This is a genomic window from Paenibacillus sp. Marseille-P2973, assembly GCF_018101095.1.
Classification (GTDB): domain Bacteria; phylum Bacillota; class Bacilli; order Paenibacillales; family Paenibacillaceae; genus Fontibacillus; species Fontibacillus vini.
This window is the reverse complement of record NZ_JAGQEH010000009.1, coordinates 28,273-52,672: the sequence shown is the minus strand read 5'-3', so window position 1 is coordinate 52,672 and position 24,400 is coordinate 28,273. Positions and strand designations below refer to the sequence as shown.

Sequence of the window (24,400 nt, the reverse complement as noted above, 5' to 3'; positions counted from 1 at the left end):
TTTTATGTAATATCTTCAATTTTAACTGATTAGTAGAACGAAACTCAATTTGGCGTGAAATAGACTTAAAAGTGTAAAAAATATGAAAGTAAATCATTGGAGTACGTATGTCGATTCCGGTTATAATTTAGGAAGATATTCTTTTGAACATAGAAATCGGAACCGGTTGAAAATGGAGGCGGGAAGATGGCCAGGAAATCAAGAAAAGTGACTATCGTGGGGTCAGGGCTCGTCGGGGCGGCCTGTGCATATTCGATGATCAATCAGTCCATCTGCGATGAGATCATGATGGTGGATCGGACCTATGACCGCGCGGTGGCCCAGGCGCTGGATTTATCGCATTGCATGGATTTTACTTCCACCCGGACAAAAGTCCATGCCGGTAATCTGGAGGATTGCAGGGATGTCGACGTAGTCGTACTGACCGCCGGCTCCAATCCAAAGCCGGGGCAAACGAGACTGGATGTACTGGAGGACGCGAAAAAAATCACCTCGGACATCGTATCCCGGATCATGAGCAGCGGTTTTGACGGCGTGTTTGTCGTGGCCGCGAATCCGGTGGATATCGTGACTTATATTGTACGTGAGGCTTCCGGACTTCCTCGTCACAAAGTGATCGGCACAGGAACCTCGCTGGACTCGGCGCGATTGAAAACCCTGCTGTCCGACGTTTTCTCCATCGACCCCCGCAGCGTAAACGGGTATGCGCTAGGAGAGCATGGCGAGTCCCAATTTGTGGCCTGGTCCCATGTGACGATCGGTGGGAAGCCGATACTGCAAATCCTTGACCAGCATAAGGAACGTTTCAAAGATGTGGACCTTAACGAGATCGCGCGCAAAACGAAGGATGCGGGATGGGAGATTTTCACGCGGAAGGGCAACACTCAGTTTGGAATAGGGAATGCGCTCGCCTACATCGTACGTTCCATTCTGAATGATGAACATAAAATTATCGCCATCTCCGCCATTCTCGAAGGCGAGTACGGACAAAGCGACGTTTGCGCCGGCGTCCCGGCTATCATCGGAGAAGGCGGCATCCAGGAAGTGGTGGAGCTCAATTTGACAGATGAGGAGCAACAAAAATTCGACGATTCCTGTTCCATATTGCGAAGCGCCATCCAGGATCTTCCCCGGAAGGGTGAATAACTGCCGGTTGTGCTGATAAATACAGTTAGTAGCTGGTGGCGGTTAGAAGCTGTCGATTGGATATTTCCAATGAATTCTGCGGAGAACCGCAGTTTCTATATAAAATCTGGCCAAGTCATTGGATAATTCCAATTAACTGAGGAAAATCGGCCGATTGTAGCCATTTTCATTGGAAATATCCAATAGAGCGATCGGGCCCTGCGCGAGCCTCCGCTCGGCCCCTCCGGCTAAGCGCGGATAGCCTCGCTCCGACGAACCCCTGTAGGGGTTCTCACCCTCCTGGAACGCAAAAAGCTCTCCCGAAGGAGAGCATTAACTTTACGTCCCAGGAGGGATACTCGCGCCCCAGCGCGAGACTCCGCTCGGCGCCTCCGGCTAAGCGCGAATAGCCTCGCTCCGACGAACCCCTGTAGGGGTTCTCATCCCCAGGGACGAAAAAAGCCGGTTCGCAATGAACCGGCTCTTGACTACGTCCCAGGAGGGATTCGAACCCCCGACCGACGGCTTAGAAGGCCGTTGCTCTATCCAGCTGAGCTACTGGGACATGACATATAAAACAAAAAACAGAAGCAAAAAATATATTATCACAGTCAGATAGTATATGCAATAGGTTAATTGCTATCTTGGACGGAGAAGTACAATTGAAGACTGATTTTTGTCTTCTATATTCTCTATGCTATAATCTCAAATGAATTAGACCGGACGAAGGGAGGTCCCATTATTAGCGGTAATCATCAGAGCGAGAATGACAACAACGTTGTTTTATTTCCAAAAACTTTGGATTTTTATCAAATAGAGCTAACTAGGATGCTGGAGACGGAGCGTTATTCTGAAGCTTCGGAGCTCCTTCAATTTTTGCTGCAATGCCAGGGACAGGACCCGAGGCTTTACGAAGAATGGCAGGCTTTGCTGGACTGGCTGACCGATGCTTTTCCCATGCTGCAGGGGAGTGAATCCGGCGGTTACGAGGACGATGAAGAAGGCGAGGAATCCATGGCCAGGCAGCATGTTGAAGCAAAGCTTGCGGAAGATGTAAATTACGCCGACAAGCTTCTTCATACGGTTATGGAGAAACCGATGTCCGAGCACACGTTTCTGGCCTTGGAGCAATTGTCCTATCTGGACAAGCCGGAAGTTGACGAGGCGCTCATCGGCTGGCTGCAAAGCACAGAATTGCATCCTCTGCTGCAATACCGGGTTTTGCAAACGCTGCGACGCAGGGGGACTCAAGGCTTGATACGGTTTTTTCGTTCCGGCGAGCATGTAGAGATCGAGATTGAAACGGTGCCGATCAGGCCGGAAGAATTTCCGCAGCCGGTTCAGACTGTTTTGGAGCGGGTTGGGGACCAGACGCAGGTGCATGATCCGACTCTGTTTTATTTTGCACAGGAGCTGTGGACTCAATTTGTAATGGCAATCTATGGAACGATGGATTACAAATCGCTGCTGGTCGAAGAGGAAGCCATGATCGATATTTGGGCGGCGGCGCTGCATCAAACGGTGGCCGACAGCCTGCCCGGCGGAATCGGAGACGAGGAGCTGCGCAATCTATATGGAATTACGGACAGCCTACGTCTTCGTTACGAGCAGGCGTACCGCTCCATGCGCCAATTCGTGGCGGCCGGCGCCAACGGTTAAACTATTTTTTTTGAAAAATATCCTATAATGCGGCTGCGATGCCATGGAACGGGCCTTGTAAAAAGCTGTATTGTTGTTTATAATGTAGTGGTTATTCTGAACGTGGACTAAGACAGCTATACTGAAACCAAGGTAGCTGCTTTATCGCGCGATTCGGTTTCAGTATTTTAAGTATAGTGAAATTTGGAGGGGAAGGCATAAAATGAAAGCAACTTGGGAAAAAATAGAGAAGAACCTCGGCGTACTCGAGGTCGAAGTGGAAGCGGAACGTGTTACCGCTGCACTGGATAAAGCTTTTCAAAAAGTAGTAAAGAAAGTAAACGTACCTGGATTCCGTAAGGGTAAAGTACCTCGGGCTATTTTTGAGTCCCGCTTCGGCGTGGAAAGCTTGTACCAAGACGCCATCGATATTTTGCTTCCTGAAGTTTATACTGAAGCGGTTGATCAAACTGATATTTTCCCGGTAGACCGCCCGGAAGTGGACGTAGAACAATTCGCTAAAGGACAAGCTTTCAAATTTAAAGCCAAAGTAACTGTTAAACCTGAAGTGAAGCTTGGCGATTACAAAGGAATCGAAGTTCCTGCAACTGACGTTGAAGTCAGCGAAGAAGAACTGAGCGAAGAGCTTACTCGTATGCAAGAGCGTCATGCTGAACTCGTTGTCATCGACGAAGAAGCTGCACAAAACGGAGATACTGTCGTAATTGACTTCGACGGTTCCGTAGACGGCGTTCCATTTGAAGGTGGCAAAGCTGAGCGTTACTCGCTCGAACTTGGCAGCAACACTTTCATTCCTGGGTTTGAAGAGCAAGTTGTGGGTCTTGCAACAGGCGACTTCAAGGACGTAACCGTTACTTTCCCGGAAACTTACCATGCTGAAGAATTGGCAGGTAAAGAAGCGGTATTTAAAGTGAAAGTTCACGAAATCAAGCGCAAACAGCTTCCTGAACTGGACGATGAGTTTGCTAAAGATGTTAGTGAATTCGACACTTTGGACGAGTATAAAGAAGACCTGAAGAAACAATTGCAATCCCGTAAGGAAAAAGAAGGCGAAGCAGAACGCGAGCGCGTACTCGTCGACAAAATCGGCGAAAACGCAGAAGTTGAAATTCCGCAAGCTATGATCGATAGCGAAGTTCAAAACATGGTTCGCGATTTCGACAACCGTCTTCGTGCTCAAGGCATGAACCTGGATATGTTCCTTGGTTTCTCCGGCCAAACGATCGAAGACCTGCAAGGTCAGATGACGAACGATGCCGAGAAACGCGTACGCAACAACCTGGTTCTGGAGCAAATCGCCAAAGCCGAGAAGATCGAAGCTACGGAAGAAGAAATCAACAAAGAGCTTCAGGATATGGCCGATGCTTACAAACGCAGCCCTGAAGAAATCCGTAACATTCTTGCCGCTAACGGTTCCCTGGGCAGCTTGAATGAGGATGTGCTTCTTCGCAAAACGATTCAATTCCTGATCGAGAACGCGAAAGAAGTTCCAGCAGAAAAAGCTGAGAAATCGGAAGAATCCGAAAAACCAGCCAAGAAAACAACAAAAAAAGCAGCAGCTAAAGCCGAGCCAAAAGCAGAGGAAGAAACTGCAGCTGAAGATAAGTAAGACGTAGAAAAATTGTCATTCCGTGCTCGAGCAACTCGCGGAGTAATAACACAAGCAAATGTTAAGGCACGTATATATAAAATGCGTGCCTTAATTTTTCACTTTTCGACATACAATTATTTCCAAGTGGTTATCCGGACAAAGCTCTGGTTACATATTGTATTCCCAAGGACATAAACTGTAATGTGTGAAAAATGACATGCGCCTTTGAACGTGATAAAATATGTTTGGGCATAAGAAATTTCAAAAAAGAAAAGAGGTTGGTCACATGAGTCTGGTACCTATGGTCGTAGAACAAACTAACCGGGGAGAACGGTCTTACGATATATATTCGAGACTGCTCAAGGATCGCATTATTTTTCTCAGCAACGCGATTGACGATGACGTAGCCAATCTCGTGATTGCCCAATTGTTGTTTTTGGCCGCGGAAGATCCGGAAAAAGACATTCATCTGTACATTAACTCTCCAGGTGGTTCTGTTACTGCCGGGATGGGTATATATGATACGATGCAATATATCAAACCTGATGTGTCGACCATCTGCATGGGTATGGCTGCCAGCATGGGTTCGCTTTTGCTTACGGCAGGCGCTCCCGGCAAGCGTTACGCGCTTCCAAACAGCGAAGTGATGATTCATCAGCCGCTCGGAGGAATTCAAGGTCAGGCGGCGGATATCAAAATTCATGCCGATTGGATTATCAAGACACGTGAGAAGCTGAATCAGATCTATGTGGACCGGACGGGTCAACCCCTTGAAAAAATTCAGCGCGATACGGATCGCGATTTCTTTATGAGCGCGGAAGAGGCTAAGGCCTACGGGATCATCGACCAGGTCATCAACAAGCCCATTAAATCTTAAAGGGGTGTTTACATGTTTAAGTTCAACGACGAAAAAGGACAGTTGAAATGCTCGTTCTGCGGCAAATCGCAGGAACAAGTCCGGAAACTCGTTGCCGGACCGGGCGTTTATATATGCGACGAATGTATCGAATTGTGCACGGAAATCGTGGAAGAGGAACTCGGCCATGAAGAGGAGCTCGATCTGAAAGAGATTCCGAAGCCGAAGGAAATCCGCGACATTCTGGATCAATACGTAATCGGGCAGGAACAGGCCAAAAAGTCTCTTTCCGTTGCCGTTTACAACCATTACAAGCGCGTAAATACGCAAAGCAAAATTGAAGACGTCGAGCTGCAAAAGAGTAACATTCTCTTGCTTGGACCTACGGGTTCCGGTAAGACGCTGTTAGCGCAGACGATGGCTAAAATTTTGAATGTGCCGTTTGCGATTGCCGATGCGACTTCCCTTACGGAAGCCGGTTATGTCGGTGAAGACGTAGAGAACATCCTGTTGAAGTTGATTCAAGCTGCCGATTATGATGTGGAGAAGGCGGAACGCGGCATTATTTATATCGATGAAATCGATAAAGTGGCGCGCAAGTCGGAGAATCCATCCATCACCCGCGACGTTTCCGGGGAAGGCGTGCAGCAGGCCCTCCTGAAGATTCTGGAAGGCACGGTCGCTTCCGTTCCTCCGCAAGGCGGACGCAAGCACCCTCACCAGGAATTCATCCAAATCGATACGACGAACATTTTGTTTATTTGCGGCGGTGCCTTTGACGGCCTGGAGCAGATGATCAAACGCCGGATCGGTAAAAAGGTGATCGGCTTCAACGCCGTCAGCGATGGACAAAAGGATTTGAAACCGGGTGAATACTTGTCGATGGTATTGCCGGAAGACTTGCTGAAATTCGGCTTGATTCCCGAATTCGTCGGTCGTTTGCCGGTTATCTCGACTTTGGAGCCTTTGGACGAGAAGACTTTGGTCCGCATTCTGGCCGAGCCGAAGAATGCTTTGGTGAAGCAGTATCAAAAGCTGCTTGAGCTGGACAACGTTAATCTCCAGTTCGAACCGAAAGCGCTGGAAGCGATCGCCCGCGAAGCGATCAAACGCAATACCGGTGCCCGCGGACTTCGGGCCATCATCGAAGGCATTATGCTGGATGTGATGTATGAGGTGCCTTCCCGCGACGACATTACGGATTGCGTCATTACCGAAAAGGTCGTTCAAGAGAAAACGGTGCCTGAGCTAGAGGACAAAAAAGACAAGAAACAAGAAGAGAGCGCGTAAGGCTTAGCCGAATCCGCGACAAAATAAATGCCGAAATCTCCATCTTTGCAACAAAGAGGTTCTTTTTTCGACCTCTTTATGCAGGGGTGGAGCTTTGGCGTTATGGGGGAGACCTGAAATGTTCCTGAGACAAGATACGCGGCCGGTCAAGGTCGGGAATCTGACGATCGGCGGAAGTAATGAAGTGATCATCCAGAGTATGTGTACGACCAAAACGGCGGATGTTGCCGCTACGGTGGCGGAAATTCACCGTTTAGAGGAAGCCGGCTGCCAGGTGGTACGTGTGACGGTAAATAATGAGGAAGCGGCGGCGGCAATCAAAGAGATCAAGAAGCAGATCCACATTCCGCTCGTCGCCGATATTCATTTTAACTATAAATTGGCTTTGATGGCCATTGAGAACGGCATCGACAAGGTCCGGATCAATCCGGGTAACATCGGGCGCCGTGAAAAGGTTGAAGCTGTAGTAAAAGCTTGCAAGGAGCGCGGGATTCCGATCCGAATCGGCGTTAATGCAGGTTCTCTGGAAAATCACCTGTTGGAGAAATACGGTTATCCGACTCCTGAAGCGATGGTGGAGAGCGCTCTTTTTCATATCGGTATTTTGGAGGAATTGGATTTCTATGACATCATCGTCTCGCTGAAGGCTTCGGATGTGCCGATGGCCATCGCCGCTTACAGCAAGGCTGCTGAGGTCATTCCATATCCGTTGCACCTCGGGATTACGGAAGCCGGAACGCTGTTCTCCGGTACTGTTAAGAGCGCAGCCGGAATCGGAGCGCTGCTGTCCATGGGGATCGGTTCTACGCTGCGCATTTCACTCAGTGCGGATCCGGTGGAGGAAGTGAAGGTAGCTCGCGAGCTGTTAAAGACATTCGGACTGATTACGAATGCGGCTACCCTGGTTTCCTGTCCTACTTGCGGGCGTCTTGATATCGATTTGTTCTCTATCGCCAACGAGGTGGAAGATTATATTTCGAATCTGAAGGTGCCGATTAAAGTGTCGGTGCTGGGCTGCGCCGTAAATGGTCCCGGCGAGGCTCGCGAAGCCGACATCGGTATCGCGGGTGCACGGGGAGAAGGCCTTCTGTTCCGTTACGGAGAGATGATCCGTAAAGTACCGGAAGCGGATTTGCTCTCCGAGCTGAAAAAGGAAATCGATCATATCGTCGAGGTTTACGAAGCGACGGGAGAGATTCCCGGCCGCAAAGAGCATCGGGCGGTACCGAGTAACTAAAATGGATGGATTCGCATATTAATATGCGTGAAATGGAACTGCAGGCTGTATTCTATATACGGCCTGCAGTTTTTTTGCATTTATGGCAAGGGCGATGGTTTCTTAGGGTAGGCGACGGACTCAACGAAGCAGAAAATTTGTGACATACCCCGTTCACTTTCAAACTCCCCGTTTTATGATGGAGCGAAAAGGCTATACTACCAAGTATCAGTTAAAGTGGGGAGGCTCTGTGACAATGGAATTGAGTGTTATTCTGATGTCCGTTCAATTATTTTTTGGCGTAGTGATCGGGATGTATTTCTGGAATCAGCTGCGCAGCCAAAAAGGGAACCGTACGGCGGTAGACCGAGAATCGCGCAAGGAAATGGAGAAACTGCGCAAGCTGAGGGCGATATCGCTTACCAAGCCGCTTGCGGAGCGAACGCGTCCCGCTTCATTGACCGATATCGTTGGTCAAAAGGACGGGCTTCGCGCATTAAAGGCCGCGCTCTGCAGTGCCAATCCGCAGCATGTAATCATTTACGGCCCCCCTGGGGTCGGTAAAACCGCCGCGGCCAGGGTAGTCATGGAAGAAGCCAAGAAGAACCCGGCTTCTCCGTTTAAAGCCGAGGCGAAGTTCATGGAGATCGATGCTACGATCGCCAGGTTTGATGAGCGCGGCATTGCGGATCCGCTTATCGGGTCCGTGCATGACCCGATTTATCAGGGAGCCGGAGCCATGGGCGTGGCGGGGATCCCGCAGCCGAAGCCAGGGGCCGTTACAAAGGCTCATGGCGGGATTTTGTTCATCGATGAAATCGGTGAACTGCATTCCATTCAGATGAATAAGCTGCTGAAGGTGCTGGAAGACCGTAAAGTGTACTTGGAAAGCGCCTATTACAATTCGGAAGATACCGGCACACCGGCGTATATTCATGATATTTTCCAGAACGGGCTGCCTGCGGATTTCAGATTAGTCGGTGCGACAACCCGGTCGCCGCAGGAAATTCCGCCAGCGCTTCGTTCGCGCTGCATGGAGATCTACTTTAGGCCGCTGCTGCCGGAGGAAATCTCGCAAATTGCGGAAGACGCCGTGAAGCGGATCGGATTTCAGCCTTGTCCGGAAGCCGTTGACGTCATTAAGAAATATGCGACGAATGGCCGCGAAGCGGTCAATATGGTTCAATTGGCTGCCGGCCTTGCACTGACGGAAAAACGGGATCATCTGCTAGCAGCCGATCTCGAATGGGTAGCGACCAGCAGTCAGCTGATTCCGCGTCCGGACCGTAAAATTCCGACACAGCCTGAAATCGGGGTAGTGAACGGGCTGGCGGTGTACGGCGCCAATATGGGGACGCTGCTTGATATCGAGGCTACGGCGGTCCCTGTAGAGAAAGGGAAGGGAACCTACAACATCACCGGCGTGGTCGATGAGGAAGAAATCGGAGGCGGCAGCCGCACGCTGCGGCGCAAGAGCATGGCTAAAGGCTCTGTTGAAAATGTGCTGACCGTTTTGAAGCGAATCGGGCTCGACCCGTCAGGGTATGACATCCATATCAACTTTCCCGGGGGGACGCCGATCGACGGACCGTCCGCCGGGCTGGCCATTGCGACGGCAATCGCCTCGGCAATCAAACGGATTCCGGTCGATCACCGCGTCGCGATGACCGGAGAAATCGGAATCCATGGCAAAGTGAAGCCGGTCGGCGGCGTTGTCGCCAAAGTGGAAGCTGCCTTTCAGGCTGGAGCCACGACGGTGCTGATTCCGAAGGATAATTGGCAAAGCCTATTCGAAGGGCTGGAAGGACTGCGGGTCATTCCGGTCGAATCCGTGGGAGAAGTGTTCCTGCACGTATTCGGAGAAGAAGCGGAGAAGGACTTTGGATTAATCGCAGGCGGAGAGCTGTTTGCGCCCGCTCCGGCTCCGGCTTCCTTCCTCCATGCGGAATCTCCCCCATCGGGTGGAGTGATGTAACGTCGTGTTTTACTTGGGCGGCTGCCACTTGAGCAGCCGCTCTTCATTGGTGTTTTCATGTAACATTTGCTAAAATAGGAATGATATCTAACGAGAACGTTTGGAGGTGCGAAAGCGATGGGAGCCCATAAATCCAAAGGCCGTCGTTTTCCTTTGCTGCCCTTGCGCGGCCTTCTCGTCTACCCTAGTATGGTGCTGCATTTAGACGTAGGCCGGGAAAAGTCTGTGAAGGCGCTGGAAAAGGCGATGGTCGATGACAATCTGATTCTCCTCTGTTCTCAATCCGAAGTGAACATTGAAGAGCCGACCCAGGAAGATATTTTTCGTATCGGTACCGTAGCGAAGGTCCGGCAGATGCTAAAGCTTCCGAACGGCACGATTCGAGTGCTGGTGGAAGGCATGGAGCGCGCCGAAATCGTGGAATATTTGGTCAATGAAGATTATTACGAGGTAATCGCGGAGGAGCGGCCGGAGGAAGATTCTCTCGATCCGGAAGTGGATGCTCTGATGCGCACGGTGCTTACCCAATTCGAACATTATATCAATTTATCCAAGAAAGTGACTCCGGAGACGCTTGCTGCGGTATCGGACATCGAAGAGGCAGGCCGGCTGGCGGATGTGATCACCAGTCATTTATCTCTCAAGATCAAGGATAAGCAGGAGATTCTGGAGACGATTGATGTCAGAATGCGGCTTGAGAAGCTGCTTGATATTTTGAATAATGAGCGTGAAGTGCTTGAGCTTGAACGGAAAATCAGCCAGCGCGTCAAGAAGCAGATGGAGAAGACGCAGAAGGAATATTACCTTCGCGAACAGATGAAGGCGATCCAGAAGGAGCTTGGCGAGAAGGAAGGGCGCGCCGGCGAGGTAGAGGAGCTTCGGGCCCAGCTCGAAGAAAAGAATCTGCCTGAGAAAGTGCGCGAGAAGACGCTAAAGGAAATTGACCGGCTGGAGAAAATGCCGGCAAGTTCCGCCGAGGGCGGCGTCATCCGGAACTATGTGGATTGGTTGCTCAGTCTGCCTTGGGACAATAAGACCGAGGATGACCTCGATCTGGCTAAAGCCGAGCAGGTGTTGAATGAAGACCACTACGGACTTGATAAGCCTAAGGAACGCGTTCTTGAGTATTTGGCCGTTCAGAAGCTGGTCAAGAAGCTGAAGGGTCCGATTCTTTGCCTGGTTGGTCCTCCGGGGGTAGGTAAAACCTCGCTGGCTCGTTCCATCGCCCGTTCGCTGGGCCGGGAATTCGTCCGGATTTCCCTGGGCGGCGTAAGGGATGAGGCCGAAATTCGCGGACACCGCCGCACTTATGTCGGTGCGATGCCGGGCCGCATTATTCAGGGAATGAAGACGGCGGGCACCTTGAATCCGGTCTTCCTGCTGGATGAGATCGACAAGATGGCCTCCGATTTCCGCGGCGACCCTTCGTCGGCCTTGCTTGAAGTGCTCGATCCCGAACAGAACAACACGTTCAGCGATCACTTTATTGAAGTGCCGTTTGATTTGTCGAACGTCATGTTCGTTACGACCGCCAATGCGGTGCATAACATTCCGCGTCCATTGCTCGACCGGATGGAGATGCTTTATATCCCGGGTTACACGGAGCTGGAGAAGCTGCAAATCGCAACCCGTTATCTGCTTCCGAAGCAAAAACGGGAGCATGGGTTGGAGTCGGAACAGCTAGTAATCGGCGAGGATGCCCTTCTGCGAACGATCCGGGAATACACCCGTGAATCCGGGGTGCGGAATCTGGAGCAGCAGGTCGCCGCGCTTTGCCGTAAGGCTGCGAAGAAGGTTGTCTCCGAAGGTTTGGAGCGGATAGAGATCGGTCCCGAAGATATCAAGGATTATTTGGGAGTACCGAAATTCCGCTACGGCATAGCCGAACTGGAAGATCAGATCGGTACGGTAACCGGGCTGGCCTGGACCGAGGTCGGCGGAGAAACACTGGTGATCGAGGTCACCGTCGTTCCGGGCAGCGGCAAGCTGATTTTGACCGGGAAGCTCGGAGATGTCATGAAGGAATCCGCGCAGGCGGCGTTCAGTTATACACGCTCCAAGGCGTCGGAGCTTGGCATATCTACGGACTTTTACGAAAAGAATGACATCCATATTCATATCCCCGAAGGCGCAATTCCGAAGGACGGCCCATCGGCCGGCATTACGATTGCGACGGCCCTCATCTCGGCATTGACGGGCCGGCATGTATCGAAGGACATTGCGATGACCGGCGAAATTACGTTACGCGGCCGGGTGCTGCCAATCGGCGGATTGAAGGAGAAATCGCTCGCCGCTCACCGGGCGGGCTACAAAAAAATACTGCTGCCGAAAGACAATGAGCGCGATTTGCGCGACATTCCGGACAGTGTGAAGGAAGACGTGGTTTTTGTACCGGTATCCCATATGGATCAGGTGCTGGAGCATGCGCTTGTGGAACAATCCGGACTGCAATAGAGAGGATCGTAACGATGAAAATAACCAACGCAGAGTTTGTGATCAGTGCGGTTGGACCCAGTCAATATCCTGAGGACGCCTTGCCGGAAGTTGCTCTGGCAGGGCGTTCCAACGTGGGGAAATCCTCACTGATCAACCGCATGATCAACCGCAAAAATTTGGCCCGGACAAGCTCGACCCCCGGGAAAACCCAACATTTGAACTATTACCGCATTAATGATGAGGTCTACTTTGTCGATTTTCCGGGGTACGGCTATGCCAAGGTATCCAAAACACAGCGCGAGGTATGGGGCAAGATGATCGAGAAGTACTTGCTGGAGCGCGAGACGCTTCGGCTTGTCCTGCTCGTGATCGATTTACGGCATCCGCCTTCAAAGGACGACGAATTGATGTACGATTGGCTAAAGCACTATGATCTTCCTGTATGCGTAGTCGCTACAAAAGCCGATAAAATTCCAAAATCCCGGTGGCAAAAGCATTTGAAAGTCATCAGGGAGGCGCTGGTCCTGCGTGCAGGTGATCAAATCATTATGTTTTCGTCCGAGGAAGGCATGGGTCGGGATGAACTTTGGTCCGCGATTTCCTCGTTTGCTTTCCCGGATAGCCTGGACGAGACATTGGAATAAACAGGAGGAAATAGCCTGAATCGATGGATCGAGAAGGGATTTGAAGAATGATAGGTAGGAAAGTGAGCATGCAAGGGGATTTTTACAGCTAAAAACGGATTAATCCGGTTTTTTCTGAAAAATGGCAGGATTTCACGTTTTAACCGCTGAGCAAATGATTTAATGAGTAGTGTATAATTATTTAAAAGGATTAAAAGAATTGAGGAGATTTTTATGGCTCAGCGGTTAGCCACAGAGTATGTTAATGCCAGTTTGCGTTTGTCGGAAGTCCAGATGTCGCAGTTTATTCACAAAGTGTATGATCCTCATGTCCGCCAGCGAGTGAAGGTGCTGGAGAACGGCAGTCAAGAGGTGGTGCTGGAGGATGACGGCGGGGAAGAAGTCCATCTGCCTTTTGACCGCAGGGACGGTTATTATGTCTGTGAATTGTCTTTCCGCTTGGAAAAACCCCATTTAACAAATGTCATGAGACTTTTGTTCGCCGCTTTCAAGGGCTCCGGAATGGTTACGAGAATTTATAACGGATTCATGATGATGTATTATTATCAGGATGGCCGGGTCCGCAAAATCGTGGAGTACTCCAAGGATTCGTACAAATTAGTGTTTGAGTTAAAGGATACTTTAGGGGAATTGCAAAGGATCTATCGGAATAATGATGTGGAACGGGAGATTGAATACATTCACGGCAGCATCAATACCCTGCTCGACAAACGCATTATCGCTAATGACCCCGATGCAGTGAACCGGATTGACGACGAGCTTCGCGGACATACCCGCCGATTATTCGCCTTGGAAGCATAACGCCAATCACACAATGGAATAACAATTCAGGCCCGTCGAACAGAGTCCACTTTTCGGCGGGTTTTTTCATGCCGAAAGTCTGAAAAACAGCGTGTTTACGCACAATCCGGCAGGAAGAAGAATAATATTTACCTGGGGCCAAAAAAGTGTTGCATTTGTCCCCGATAGATGTTATTTTTAATCTCGTTGAAAAGAATATAGGAACCAGGATTCACTCAGGACATGGAGATGTTGCGAGAGATATTTCCCTCGGGAAGTGAATGACGTAGGTCCTAGCGGATGAAATTTTTTCAAACATTTTATTCCTAGGAAGGGGGAACCGGAAGATGGAATATTCAACTTTCGGAAGACACGTTGCTGTTGATACTTGGGGAGTCGATTTTGAGGTTCTGAACAACGCGGATCTGCTGCAAGCTCATATGGTGGAAGCAGCCGAAGCTTGCGGAGCCACGGTGATGTCGGTGCAAGCCAGACAGTTTGAACCACAAGGTGCCACGGTGCTTGTTTTACTGTCGGAGAGCCATCTCTCGATTCATACGTATCCTGAGAGAGGTTTTGCTGCGATTGATTGTTACACTTGCGGAGAAACTGTAGACCCGCAATTGGCGATCGATTACCTGGTGACCGTCTTACAACCGGAGAAATATTTTGCTAAGAAATTAATTCGCGGTTTGGGTGAACTCGAAGTGGTCACGCCTGTAGTGAATCAAGTAGAGCTTGTTTAAAGAGCGATTTTATAACATAAGAAAAATGGGTAAACTAAGATATAACCATGGAAAATTTCCATGGTTATTTATTTTACTTGCTGAGCAATGCTTATTAATTTAAGTCTGTTTGGAACATAGTTCATAAATAATTCATAAAAAAATCATAGAAACAGCGGGGTAACGGACTACCCCCTGTGATATAATTAACATAGTTTGTTTACACATGATGCTTTGACATCTCTTAGAGGCAGGTGAACTTGCAATGCACATTGTCGTAGTCGGGTTGAATTATCGGACGGCGCCTGTGGAAGTCAGAGAACGTTTTTCGTTTGCAGAAAAAGATATGCCACAAGCGCTGCAGGAGCTCTTACGCACCAAAAGTGTATTGGAAGGCGTCATTATTGCTACCTGTAACCGGACGGAAATATATGTAGTCGTGGATCGGCTGCACATGTGCGGGTATTTTATTCGTAGTTTTATGGAAAAATGGTTTGGGATTTCACGTGAGGAATTCACCAAACATTTATATATGTATGAGGACGAGCAGGCAATACGTCATCTTTTCCGGGTTGCTTGCGGCCTGGATTCCATGGTGCTCGGCGAAACGCAAATCCTGGGTCAGGTCCGCAGCGCCTTTCTTTTATCGCAGAGTGAGAAGGCGACAGGAACATGGTTTAATATGCTGTTCAAACAGGCGGTGACACTCAGTAAACGCGCGCACTCGGAAACGGCGATCGGAGAAAGTGCGGTTTCCGTCAGCTATGCAGCGGTAGAGCTGGGAAAACGCGTATTTGGAAGCTTTAGCGGCAAGCGAGTTCTGATCCTGGGTGCCGGAAAGATGAGTGAGCTAACGGCCAAGCATTTAAGCGGCGCAGGGGCCGAAGAGGTGATCGTCGCCAATCGAACCTTTGCGCGGGCTCAGGAGCTGGCCTCTAAATTCAGCGGTACTCCTTGTTCCATGCAGGAGGCGATGCAGCGGTTGGAAGAAGTGGATATTCTGATCAGCTCTACAGGAGCTGAAGGCTATGTCATTACTTCCGCTCAAGTCGCTCAAAGCATGAAACAGCGGCCGGACCGTCCGCTGTTTATGATCGACATCGCGGTTCCGAGAGATATCGATCCGGCGATCAGTGAATTGCAGAATGTATTTTTGTACGATATTGACGATCTTGAAGGCATTGTGGAGAGCAATATGGAGATGCGCAGGGGCGAAGCCCTGAAAATTGAGGACATGATCGAGGAAGAGATCTCCTCCTTTGCAAATTGGCTTCAGACGTTGGGCGTAAAACCTGTTATACGCGCTTTGCAGGAGAAGTCCTCGTCCATCCATGAAAGCACGCTCGAGAGTTTGTTCAATAAGCTTCCGGAGCTTGACGAACGTCAACGGAAGGTCATCCGGCGATTAACCAAAAGTATTATTAATCAAATGATGCATGATCCGATTAACCGCATCAAGGAATTGGCGGGCGAAGAGAACGGTGCCGAGGCGCTGAACATGTTCACCCAAATCTTCTCTTTGGAAGAGCAGATGGAAAGACTGGCGGAATCGGAGATGGCAAGCGGTGCTTCGCAAGAAGTATTCGAAGCTGCCAAGGAAGAGAAGGTATCGCAGCAGGAAAAACCGGCGCTGTCCTTGGTACAGGCATCGGTATAATTTACACGCCCTGGGCTTACGTTATATTCCCGGTTATGCAGAGGATGCATCCGGGGGAGAACGACTGGCACGGGGCTTATTTCTATTCGAAGAGCAGTTTGGGAATCCTCCTTGCGGTCGAAATAAGACCTGCTGGAAAAAAGGTGCAGCGTACAGTATGCTATACACATTGCACAATGATTGGCTCGTCCTGAACTTGGTCGCAGCCTGATTCTGATTAGCCGTCCCGGGAGGTAAACCGATGACACATTATGTTCCTGTTATGTTGAAGCTGAAAGGGCGCAGGTGCGTCATAATTGGAGGCGGTCCGGTAGCGGAGCGCAAAGCGGCTTCCTTAATAGAAGCGGGGGCGGTGGTGGTTGTAGTTGCTCCTGATGCAACAAATCGGCTGCAAAGCGATCAGTCCGCCGGACGGTTGATTTGGGAGATGCGGAACTACAGGGAGGGCGATCTTGACGGAGCCTTTTTGGCATATGCCGCGACGGATCAACCGGATATTAACGAAGCGGTCGTACGGGAAGCCGAACAACTCGGCATTCCGGTGAACCATACGGGTGACGGAAGCAAAGGATCTTTTATTACGCCAAGCATCGTGCGCCGCGGAGGATTGATTCTGGCTGTTTCTACATCCGGGGCTGGACCGGGTGCTTCGAGGATGCTGAGCCGGGAGATTGACGAACGATACGGAAGTGAGTATGAAATTTACGTGGATTTTCTGAGTTTTGCCAGATCTGTGGTCAAGGGCCGGGTACAAGATGCCGGTTTTCGGGCCAAACTATATAAATTGCTGGCAGAAATGGACATATTGGCATCCATTCGGGAAGGCCGTTTCCATCCTTGGAGCAAGGAAGAGCTGGATGCATGGATAGATCAACAACGGGAGGAATGAAGGATGAGACGCACCATTATAGTAGGAACCAGACAGAGTCAATTGGCTTTGACACAAACGGGCCACGTGATCGAGGCTCTGAAGGCGATTTGCGAAGAACACCGGCTGCCGTATGATTTTGTGATCAAGAAGATCGTAACCAAAGGAGACCGGATTCTGGACGTTACTTTGTCCAAAGTCGGAGGAAAGGGATTATTCGTCAAGGAAATCGAGCAGGCGATGCTGGACGGGGAAATCGATCTGGCGGTACATAGCATGAAGGATATGCCTTCCGAACTGCCGGAAGGATTAGTAAATGGGGCCGTGCCGAAACGGGTTGATCCCCGCGATGCATTTATCTCCAGGGAGGGGATAAGTTTGGACGAACTACCTCAAGGAGCCAAGGTAGGCACAAGCAGCTTGAGACGTTCCAGTCAGCTTAGCGCCTATCGTCCCGATCTCGTCATCGAGCCGATCCGGGGAAATATTGATTCCCGTCTTCGCAAACTGGAGACGGAGGGCTTTGATGCCATTATTTTGGCTACTGCCGGATTGTTCCGAATGGGATGGGAGGACAAAATCACCTCCTATTTGCCTGTAGATATTTGTTTGCCAGCGGTAGGCCAAGGGGCGCTCGGTATCGAATGCCGGGAAAACGATGAGGAAGTCCGTCACCTGCTTTCACTTTACAATGATCCGGAAACCGCATTGACGGTTGCGGCCGAACGCACCTTCCTTAGTGTGCTGGGAGGAAGCTGTCAGGTTCCGATCGGAGCCTATGCGGTTTTGGGTAAAAATAAACAAGAGGATAGTGAAGACGGCCTCTCCGGTGAAATGGTACTGACCGGGATGGTTGGAACGCCGGATGGGCGCCTGGTTTTAAAGGAGAGCATGGCCGGGAATGATCCGGTACTGCTGGGGCAAAGCGTTGCGGATAAATTGGTATCCAGAGGAGCGGGCGAAATTTTGGCGGCAGCTGAGGAGTGATGGTAATGGGGAAGACGGGGAAAGTTTACTTGGTCGGGGCAGGTCCCGGCGATGCAAGGCTGATTACTTTAAAAGGGCTTGATTGTTTGATGAAAGGGGACGTGGTCGTTTATGACCGCCTCGCCAATCCGAGCCTGCTTGGGAAAATGAAGCGAGGAGCCGAGAAAATCTACGTCGGCAAACGAACCGATCGTCACACGATGAAGCAGGAGGATATCAATCAGCTTCTGGTTGATCTGGCCTTGACCGGCAAAACGGTGGTTCGCCTGAAGGGCGGAGATCCGACGATTTTTGGACGCGTGGGAGAAGAGGCGGAGCTGCTTCGCAAACATGGAATTCCCTATGAAATCGTCCCTGGGATTACCGCAGCAATTTCGGTCCCGGCTTATGCCGGAATTCCCGTAACGCACCGGGATATGGCGTCCTCGCTTTCGATTATTACAGGGCATGAGAGCCCCGATAAATTGGATTTGTCGATCAATTGGGAAAAGGTAACTAACGCAACGGGCACGCTAGTCTTTATGATGGGCGTAGCAAAAATCGGGTACATCAGCAAGCAGCTTATCTCTTACGGCCGATCGCCGGAGACACCAGTTGCTCTTGTGCGCTGGGGAACCCGGGCGGAACAGGAAACACTGACGGGTACGCTTGTCGACATTGAGCAGAAAGTACTCGAGGCCGACTTCAAGCCCCCTGCCGTTATCGTTGTAGGGGAAGTCGTTCTTCAGCGTGAGCAGTTGAAATGGGCGGAATTCATGCCTTTGTTCGGCAAACGGATTCTGGTCACTCGTTCCCGTGCCCAGGCTAGCGAATTGGTCCGGCAAATCGAGGATCTCGGGGGAGAATCTTATGAATTCCCCGTTATTGACTTTGAGATGCCGACAGGGACAGCTTTGAAAGAAACCGACGAGGCTCTGAGTTCTCTGGAAGAGTATGACTGGACTTTTTTCACCAGCGTCAACGGGGTTGAATTTTTCTTCAAACACCTGGAGAGGCTGGGAAAAGACATTCGTTCGCTGCATAAGTCCCGTATTGCCGCCGTTGGTCCCGCAACGAAGGAAGCGCTGCGGAGATACGGAATAGCTGCGGAGGAGCTGCCGGGCCGGTATCAGGCCGAGGGATTGATGGAAGCCTTCGCTGGAGCGCTGCAAGCAGGCCAAAAGGTTCTGCTGCCTCGCGGCGACTTGGCGCGCACTTGGCTGCCGGAGACGCTCCGCGAGCAAGGACTCGCTGTGACTGAAGCCGTTATGTACGCCACGGTTCCTACCGGGGAAGAAGATGATGAACTGGTCAAGCTGCTTCGGGAAGGCCGGATTCATGCCGTCACTTTTACGAGTTCATCTACCGTTACCAATTTTCTCGGTGCCATGAAACGAATGGGATTCGAAAACCCGGCAGAGACTTTGCAGGGAACGGAAATCGCCTGCATTGGCCCCGTTACCGCCAAAACGGCCGAGGAGGCTGGTCTTCACATTGGCACACTTGCGGAGGAGGCAACGATCGATAGTTTGGTGACCGCCCTCTGCGAATGGAAAAAGAAAGAAGAAAACATAGATTAGGCCGACAGGCTTAAAATGTGTGTTCAAAAAGTCGACTTGAACAACCTTGTAAAATTATAAGTAAATCCGGGAGGGATTACATCATGAGTTTTCCTATAGTAAGACATCGCCGTTTGCGGCAATCCGCCGGAATCCGGGGAATGGTACGCGAAACGATATTGACGGTGGATGACTTCATCCAGCCGATCTTTGTTACTTACGGCAGCGGCGTCAAGAATGAAATTTCATCCATGCCGGGGGTATATCATTTTTCGCTGGACACGCTGGAGGAAGAAGTAAAAGAGATTGTGGACCTCGGCATTCCGGCCGTGCTGCTCTTTGGGATTCCGGAGAGCAAGGACGACGTTGGATCCTCGGCCTTTGCCGAAGACGGTATTGTTCAGCAAGCGACTCGTAAGATCAAATCGCTTTATCCCGACCTGCTCGTAGTAGCCGACACCTGCTTATGCGAGTTTACCGATCACGGCCACTGCGGGATGGTGCATACTTTCGAACGGGACGGGCACGTCTGCGGAGATGTCCTGAATGACGAATCGCTCGACCTGCTCGTACGTACTGCAGTCTCTCAGGCCCAGGCGGGAGCGGACATCATCGCTCCTTCCAACATGATGGACGGTTTCGTACAGGCCATCCGCGCGGGACTGGATGAAGCCGGGTTCAGCAACGTGCCGATCATGTCTTATTCGGTAAAATACGCATCCGCATTCTATGGTCCGTTTCGCGAAGCGGCGGATTCCGCTCCTCAATTCGGCGACCGCAAAACCTATCAAATGGACCCGGCCAATGCCCGGGAAGCGCTTAGAGAAGCGGAAACCGATGTTCTGGAAGGCGCGGACATGTTGATGGTGAAACCTGCGCTGGCCTTCATGGACGTGCTGCGGATGCTGCGCGACCAGTTCGATCTCCCGCTCGTCGCTTATAATGTCAGCGGGGAGTACTCGATGGTCAAGGCCGCGGCCGAGAAAGGCTGGATCAATGAGCGGGCTATCGTAACGGAAATGCTGCTGGGCATGAAACGCGCCGGAGCGGATATCATCATTACGTATTTCGCCAAAGATGCGGCCCGCTGGCTGCGTGAAGGCAAATAATAAAATGACCGTGACAAGGAGAGGGAACCATGAGTGAAAAGATCGGGCGCCGCAGTGAAGAACTATCGCGGCAGGCTTTTGAGGAAGCGAAGCAGGTATTGCCAGGCGGGGTCAACAGCCCGGTTAGAGCTTTTAAATCCGTCGGCTTAACGCCAGTCTACATGGACCGGGGCGCAGGTGCGCGAATTTATGATATCGACGGTAATGAATATATCGACTACGTAGGATCCTGGGGACCGCTCATCATGGGGCATGCCCATCCTAAGGTAGTTTCGGCATTGCAAGAGACGACAGCCAAAGGTACCAGCTTTGGCGCTCCTACGCTGCTGGAGACGGAGATGGCCAAGCTGGTTGCCGAGCGTGTACCGTCGATTGATATTGTCCGGATGGTTAATTCCGGGACGGAAGCGACCATGAGTGCGATCCGATTGGCACGTGGCTATACAGGCCGCAACAAGATTCTGAAATTCGAAGGCTCTTATCACGGCCATGCGGACAGCCTTCTGATCAAAGCCGGCTCCGGCGTGGCTACCCTCGGTCTACCCGACAGCCCGGGCGTACCGGAAGGCGTGGCCGCCAATACGATCACGGTGCCTTATAACGACCTGGAATCGGCGGAGCTAGCATTCCAGCGTTTCGGATCGGAAATCGCAGGCGTTATTGTGGAGCCGGTGGCCGGAAATATGGGAGTCGTACCGCCGCAGCCTGGATTTTTGGAAGGCTTGCGCCGTTTGACGACGGAACATGGAAGCTTGTTGATTTTTGATGAGGTGATGACCGGATTCCGCGTACATATCCATTGTGCTCAAGGCCGCTTCGGAGTCACCCCTGACTTGACCTGTCTAGGTAAAGTGATCGGCGGCGGGCTTCCGGTTGGAGCTTACGGCGGCAAACGTGAAATTATGGAGCAGATCGCACCGAGCGGGCCGATTTATCAAGCTGGTACACTGAGCGGGAACCCGCTAGCCATGACGGCTGGATTCTCCACCTTGTCGCTTTTGACACCGGAAGTGTACGATCGTCTGGAAGTTCTTTCGGCGAGACTGGAAGCCGGATTTACGGCGAACGCGAAAGAGCGGGGGATCCCTTGTACCATTAATCGCGTGGGCTCGATGGTTTGCCCGTTCTTTACGGACGGGGAGGTTATCAATTTCGATACGGCCAAGAGCAGCGACCTGGATCTCTTCCGCCGCTATTTTGCCGCGATGATTGAGGAAGGCATCAACATTGCGCCTTCCCAGTTTGAAGGCATGTTCGTCTCCGGTGTTCATACCGAGGCCGATATCGATCTCACGATCGAGGCGCACCGCCGTGCGCTGCAAAAGCTGTGAGCAAGGGGATAGCCGGGCAGAGACGCGGCGAATGGCTGGAACTGATGCCGGGCAAATTGAATCCGCCGGAACACGGGGGCCGCTATGAAGCGGCCCTCGTTTGGCTTGAGCGGGAACTCGGATGCCCGGCCAAACTGCTCCGGTCGCTGGATGCCGAAGGCGGGATTAAGCTGGCTGGAGACAGGCTCCGCGTGAGGGTGTTCCCGCCGAAAACTTCACAGTACGAACCCGTGGAGCAGCCGGTCCGGATTTTGTATGAGGATGATTTCTGCCTCGTCGTGCATAAATCGGCCGGAATTAAGGTGCATCCAGACGGGGAGAGCCGTGAGCCGTCGCTAGCGAATTTCGTCTCCGGAATCTATTCGCTGCGGGACGAACCGGTTGCCCCTGCGCATATTCATCGGCTGGATGAGTATACGACCGGTCCCGTTCTGTATGCGAAGAACATCTTCGCCCAGCTTAAACTGGACGCCGCCATGGCGCGGAAAGAGATCGAGAGGGTTTATGTGGCGCTGGTGGAAGGCGTCGTCAACCCGGCTCTTGTCCGGATTAACGAGCCTATCGGCCGGGATCGTCACCATTCTTCCCGGCGCCGCGTGTCCAAGGCCGGCAAAGAGGCCGTGACCCGGGTAGAGGTTTTGGAGACATTCCCGAAGGCTAGCCTTGTCCGCTTGAGGCTCGAAACGGGGCGGACGCATCAAATTCGCGTGCATATGAGTCATGCGGGGCATCCGCTGATCGGCGACGCGCTATATGGAGGGAGCACGAAACTTCTGCCCCATCAAGCGCTTCATGGGGAGAGCCTGGCGTTTCCGCATCCTTTAACCGGAGAAATTGTTGAAGTCCCGGACCCTTGGCCGGAGGAGTGGGATAAGGTTCGCGTCAGGCTGTATAGCTGAATTAAGCTTGGCGGCTGGAGCGAATCTCAAGCCGCAGAACCGCGAAAAAGCAGGCATGCACTCTTTTTTTAAGCATATAGATAAAAACGAGCGATGATTTGGACCATGCAGTTTACTGGATACAAAATCATGTTTGGATATGCTGAAAGGAGGCAATATTTTTGGCGGATCAATCCTACGGTCTGAGGTTCGATATTTATGAACGCGTGCATCTATCGGAAAATGTAGTAGGCATCGACGAACTGGAAGAAATTGAACTCTATCCGAAAATTCAGGTCATTCCCGGGGAAGAGTATGCTTCGCTGCGCGGCCATTTACTGCTGTCGGGACTTTATCGCGGGGAGGGAAACACTCAGGAACTGGAGCATTGGATTCCGGTGGAGATCACGATTCCGCTTAGCCGGGTCGGTAAGCTGGAGGAAATCGCGGTCGAAATTGAAAATTTCGACGTAGACCTGCTAAGTGCCCGCAGTCTTAATATTACGGGCGTTTTATCCTTGCAGGGCATCGAAACTTCATCGTTGGCCGTGGAACCGGAGGAGTGGAAGGACCGGGAACTCGTGGTTGCTCATGAGCCGGCTTCCGACTTGCGCGGGGACGTGCAAAGAGATCCTGACCACCTTTCGGGGCGTGAAGCGGGATTGGATTCAGCGACGCGCAGCTATACCGAGAATTTCCGGATGTGGGAGCAGGAATCTCTGCCTGAATTGAACGATACGGACGAGCAGCAAAACATACTTACATGGAATGACCACGCTTCGCCGCTCTATGCCCAGTCCGTTGTGGAGGACAAGGAGGCGGAAGCAGAGGCTCCGGAAGAATTGGCTGCGCGTGATCCTCAATTAGAGGAAGAGTACGCAGCAGAGAGCCCGGATCAAGAGCGTTCTTTCCAATCCGAGCAGCAGCAAGTTTGGTTTAAGGAGGCGGCCCGTCCGTCCGTGACGGTGACCGAGATCGATTTGGATGAACCTTCTGGCGAATATGCTTCCGCTGAAAGGGAAGAGGGAGCTTTACCTGTTTCGCAAGAGCTTTCGTTTGAAGAGGCTGTCCCGGTTACCGCCGATTTCGAAACGGAGGACGATGCCTTTTCCGCGGAATCCGCGCAGGATGCCGAAATTCGGCCGGAACCGGAGGATAAGAAAGAACTGAAAATTGCCCTCGGGAGCAAAAAGAACGGCGATGTTGCCCAGGAGAGCAGTTACGGAATCAGCAAGCTGCTATCCTCGTATCGGCCGGACTCCGAATCCGGTCAGAGTTTGCAAGAGACGGAAGAAGCATTGCCGGCGGTAGAACAAAACGACGCAGAGGAAGTACGCTGGAAGAGCTTGTTCATACGCAATGCCGAAGAGCAGACTCCTTTCCGTAAAGTCAGGCTTGTAATTGTCCAACGTGAAGAGACATTGGACGCAATCGCGGAGCGTTATCAGCTTAGTTCGCGAGAACTGCAGCTTTACAACAGACTGTCCGAACAACATTTGTCTGAGGGACAGGTGCTGTACATCCCTTGATTAATAGGCCTCCATCTTAAAAGCTGCACACTATGTGCGGCTTTTTTCATGTATTCATTTATGCTTAAGTTTGTCCTCTCTTGGTGGACTGTTGTCCATTTTTGCCCCTTTTGTTGACTCGTGAAGGTATTCAAGCTATTATGATAAAGATAAACTCTAAGCAAAATCTAATTGTAAAGACTTGGAATGGGAATAGTAGGCAGTAA

Annotated in this window: 19 protein-coding genes, 1 tRNA gene and 1 other annotated feature (1 of these 21 cut by a window edge); of the genes, 19 read left to right on the top strand and 1 reads right to left on the bottom strand. The window is 51.2% G+C overall.

The features are described from left to right. Positions 1-186 precede the first annotated feature (186 nt). The gene (locus KB559_RS17330) at positions 187-1,146 is read left to right on the top strand and encodes an L-lactate dehydrogenase (RefSeq protein ID WP_211023285.1); all 960 of its coding nucleotides are present in this window, start codon (positions 187-189) and stop codon (positions 1,144-1,146) included. Positions 1,147-1,616: 470 nt separating this feature from the next. Here the strand turns inward: KB559_RS17330 and KB559_RS17325 are convergent. Continuing rightward, positions 1,617-1,690: transfer RNA gene (locus tag KB559_RS17325), tRNA-Arg, on the bottom strand. 263 nt (positions 1,691-1,953) lie between these two features. On the opposite strand from KB559_RS17325, the gene KB559_RS17320 reads away from it, so the two are divergent. The 18 genes from KB559_RS17320 to KB559_RS17235 all read left to right on the top strand — a co-directional run bounded on the left by KB559_RS17320 (position 1,954) and on the right by KB559_RS17235 (position 24,194). Beyond that, positions 1,954-2,784 carry a hypothetical protein gene (locus KB559_RS17320; RefSeq protein ID WP_244861641.1) on the top strand — a complete coding sequence of 277 codons (831 nt, stop codon included), beginning with the start codon at positions 1,954-1,956 and terminating at the stop codon, positions 2,782-2,784. Between the two features lie 202 nt (positions 2,785-2,986). Next, positions 2,987-4,393, top strand: coding sequence for a trigger factor (tig, locus tag KB559_RS17315; protein ID WP_211023283.1), 1,407 nt, complete (start codon positions 2,987-2,989; stop codon positions 4,391-4,393). A 268-nt stretch (positions 4,394-4,661) separates the two neighbouring features. Beyond that, a complete protein-coding gene (gene clpP, locus KB559_RS17310; protein WP_211023281.1) occupies positions 4,662-5,252 on the top strand; it encodes an ATP-dependent Clp endopeptidase proteolytic subunit ClpP in 591 nt (196 codons plus the stop codon). 12 nt (positions 5,253-5,264) lie between these two features. Continuing rightward, complete coding sequence (clpX, locus tag KB559_RS17305) at positions 5,265-6,521, top strand: ATP-dependent protease ATP-binding subunit ClpX (protein ID WP_211023279.1); 1,257 nt, start codon at positions 5,265-5,267, stop codon at positions 6,519-6,521. A 118-nt stretch (positions 6,522-6,639) separates the two neighbouring features. Next, positions 6,640-7,758 carry a flavodoxin-dependent (E)-4-hydroxy-3-methylbut-2-enyl-diphosphate synthase gene (gene ispG / locus KB559_RS17300; protein ID WP_211023277.1) on the top strand — a complete coding sequence of 373 codons (1,119 nt, stop codon included), beginning with the start codon at positions 6,640-6,642 and terminating at the stop codon, positions 7,756-7,758. 235 nt (positions 7,759-7,993) lie between these two features. Then, complete coding sequence (gene lonB, locus KB559_RS17295; protein WP_211023274.1) at positions 7,994-9,712, top strand: ATP-dependent protease LonB; 1,719 nt, start codon at positions 7,994-7,996, stop codon at positions 9,710-9,712. Positions 9,713-9,829: 117 nt separating this feature from the next. Further along, a complete protein-coding gene (gene lon / locus KB559_RS17290) occupies positions 9,830-12,166 on the top strand; it encodes an endopeptidase La (protein ID WP_211023272.1) in 2,337 nt (778 codons plus the stop codon). Between the two features lie 14 nt (positions 12,167-12,180). Beyond that, a complete protein-coding gene (gene yihA / locus KB559_RS17285; RefSeq protein ID WP_211023270.1) occupies positions 12,181-12,792 on the top strand; it encodes a ribosome biogenesis GTP-binding protein YihA/YsxC in 612 nt (203 codons plus the stop codon). 213 nt (positions 12,793-13,005) lie between these two features. Then, a complete protein-coding gene (locus KB559_RS17280; RefSeq protein WP_211023268.1) occupies positions 13,006-13,593 on the top strand; it encodes a non-ribosomal peptide synthetase module in 588 nt (195 codons plus the stop codon). A 326-nt stretch (positions 13,594-13,919) separates the two neighbouring features. Further along, positions 13,920-14,318, top strand: a complete 399-nt coding sequence (gene speD / locus KB559_RS17275) for an adenosylmethionine decarboxylase (protein WP_211023266.1) — start codon at positions 13,920-13,922, stop codon at positions 14,316-14,318. A 244-nt stretch (positions 14,319-14,562) separates the two neighbouring features. Next, positions 14,563-15,954 carry a glutamyl-tRNA reductase gene (hemA, locus tag KB559_RS17270; RefSeq protein WP_211023264.1) on the top strand — a complete coding sequence of 464 codons (1,392 nt, stop codon included), beginning with the start codon at positions 14,563-14,565 and terminating at the stop codon, positions 15,952-15,954. A 241-nt stretch (positions 15,955-16,195) separates the two neighbouring features. Beyond that, the gene (locus tag KB559_RS17265; RefSeq protein ID WP_211023262.1) at positions 16,196-16,843 is read left to right on the top strand and encodes a precorrin-2 dehydrogenase/sirohydrochlorin ferrochelatase family protein; all 648 of its coding nucleotides are present in this window, start codon (positions 16,196-16,198) and stop codon (positions 16,841-16,843) included. 3 nt (positions 16,844-16,846) lie between these two features. Next, positions 16,847-17,809 (top strand): hydroxymethylbilane synthase, encoded by a 963-nt coding sequence (gene hemC / locus KB559_RS17260; protein ID WP_211023260.1) that lies wholly within the window; start codon positions 16,847-16,849, stop codon positions 17,807-17,809. Between the two features lie 5 nt (positions 17,810-17,814). Beyond that, a complete protein-coding gene (cobA, locus tag KB559_RS17255; RefSeq protein WP_211023258.1) occupies positions 17,815-19,368 on the top strand; it encodes a uroporphyrinogen-III C-methyltransferase in 1,554 nt (517 codons plus the stop codon). Between the two features lie 83 nt (positions 19,369-19,451). Then, positions 19,452-20,456, top strand: a complete 1,005-nt coding sequence (hemB, locus tag KB559_RS17250) for a porphobilinogen synthase (RefSeq protein ID WP_211023254.1) — start codon at positions 19,452-19,454, stop codon at positions 20,454-20,456. Positions 20,457-20,485: 29 nt separating this feature from the next. Next, positions 20,486-21,787, top strand: coding sequence for a glutamate-1-semialdehyde 2,1-aminomutase (hemL, locus tag KB559_RS17245; RefSeq protein ID WP_211023252.1), 1,302 nt, complete (start codon positions 20,486-20,488; stop codon positions 21,785-21,787). Continuing rightward, positions 21,784-22,686, top strand: a complete 903-nt coding sequence (locus KB559_RS17240; protein ID WP_481856468.1) for an RluA family pseudouridine synthase — start codon at positions 21,784-21,786, stop codon at positions 22,684-22,686. The genes hemL and KB559_RS17240 overlap by 4 nt, the downstream gene beginning before the upstream one ends. A gap of 161 nt (positions 22,687-22,847) precedes the next feature. Then, positions 22,848-24,194, top strand: coding sequence for a LysM peptidoglycan-binding domain-containing protein (locus KB559_RS17235; protein WP_211023250.1), 1,347 nt, complete (start codon positions 22,848-22,850; stop codon positions 24,192-24,194). 173 nt (positions 24,195-24,367) lie between these two features. Continuing rightward, positions 24,368-24,400 (top strand) — a binding site (T-box leader); it runs 233 nt beyond the window's last position.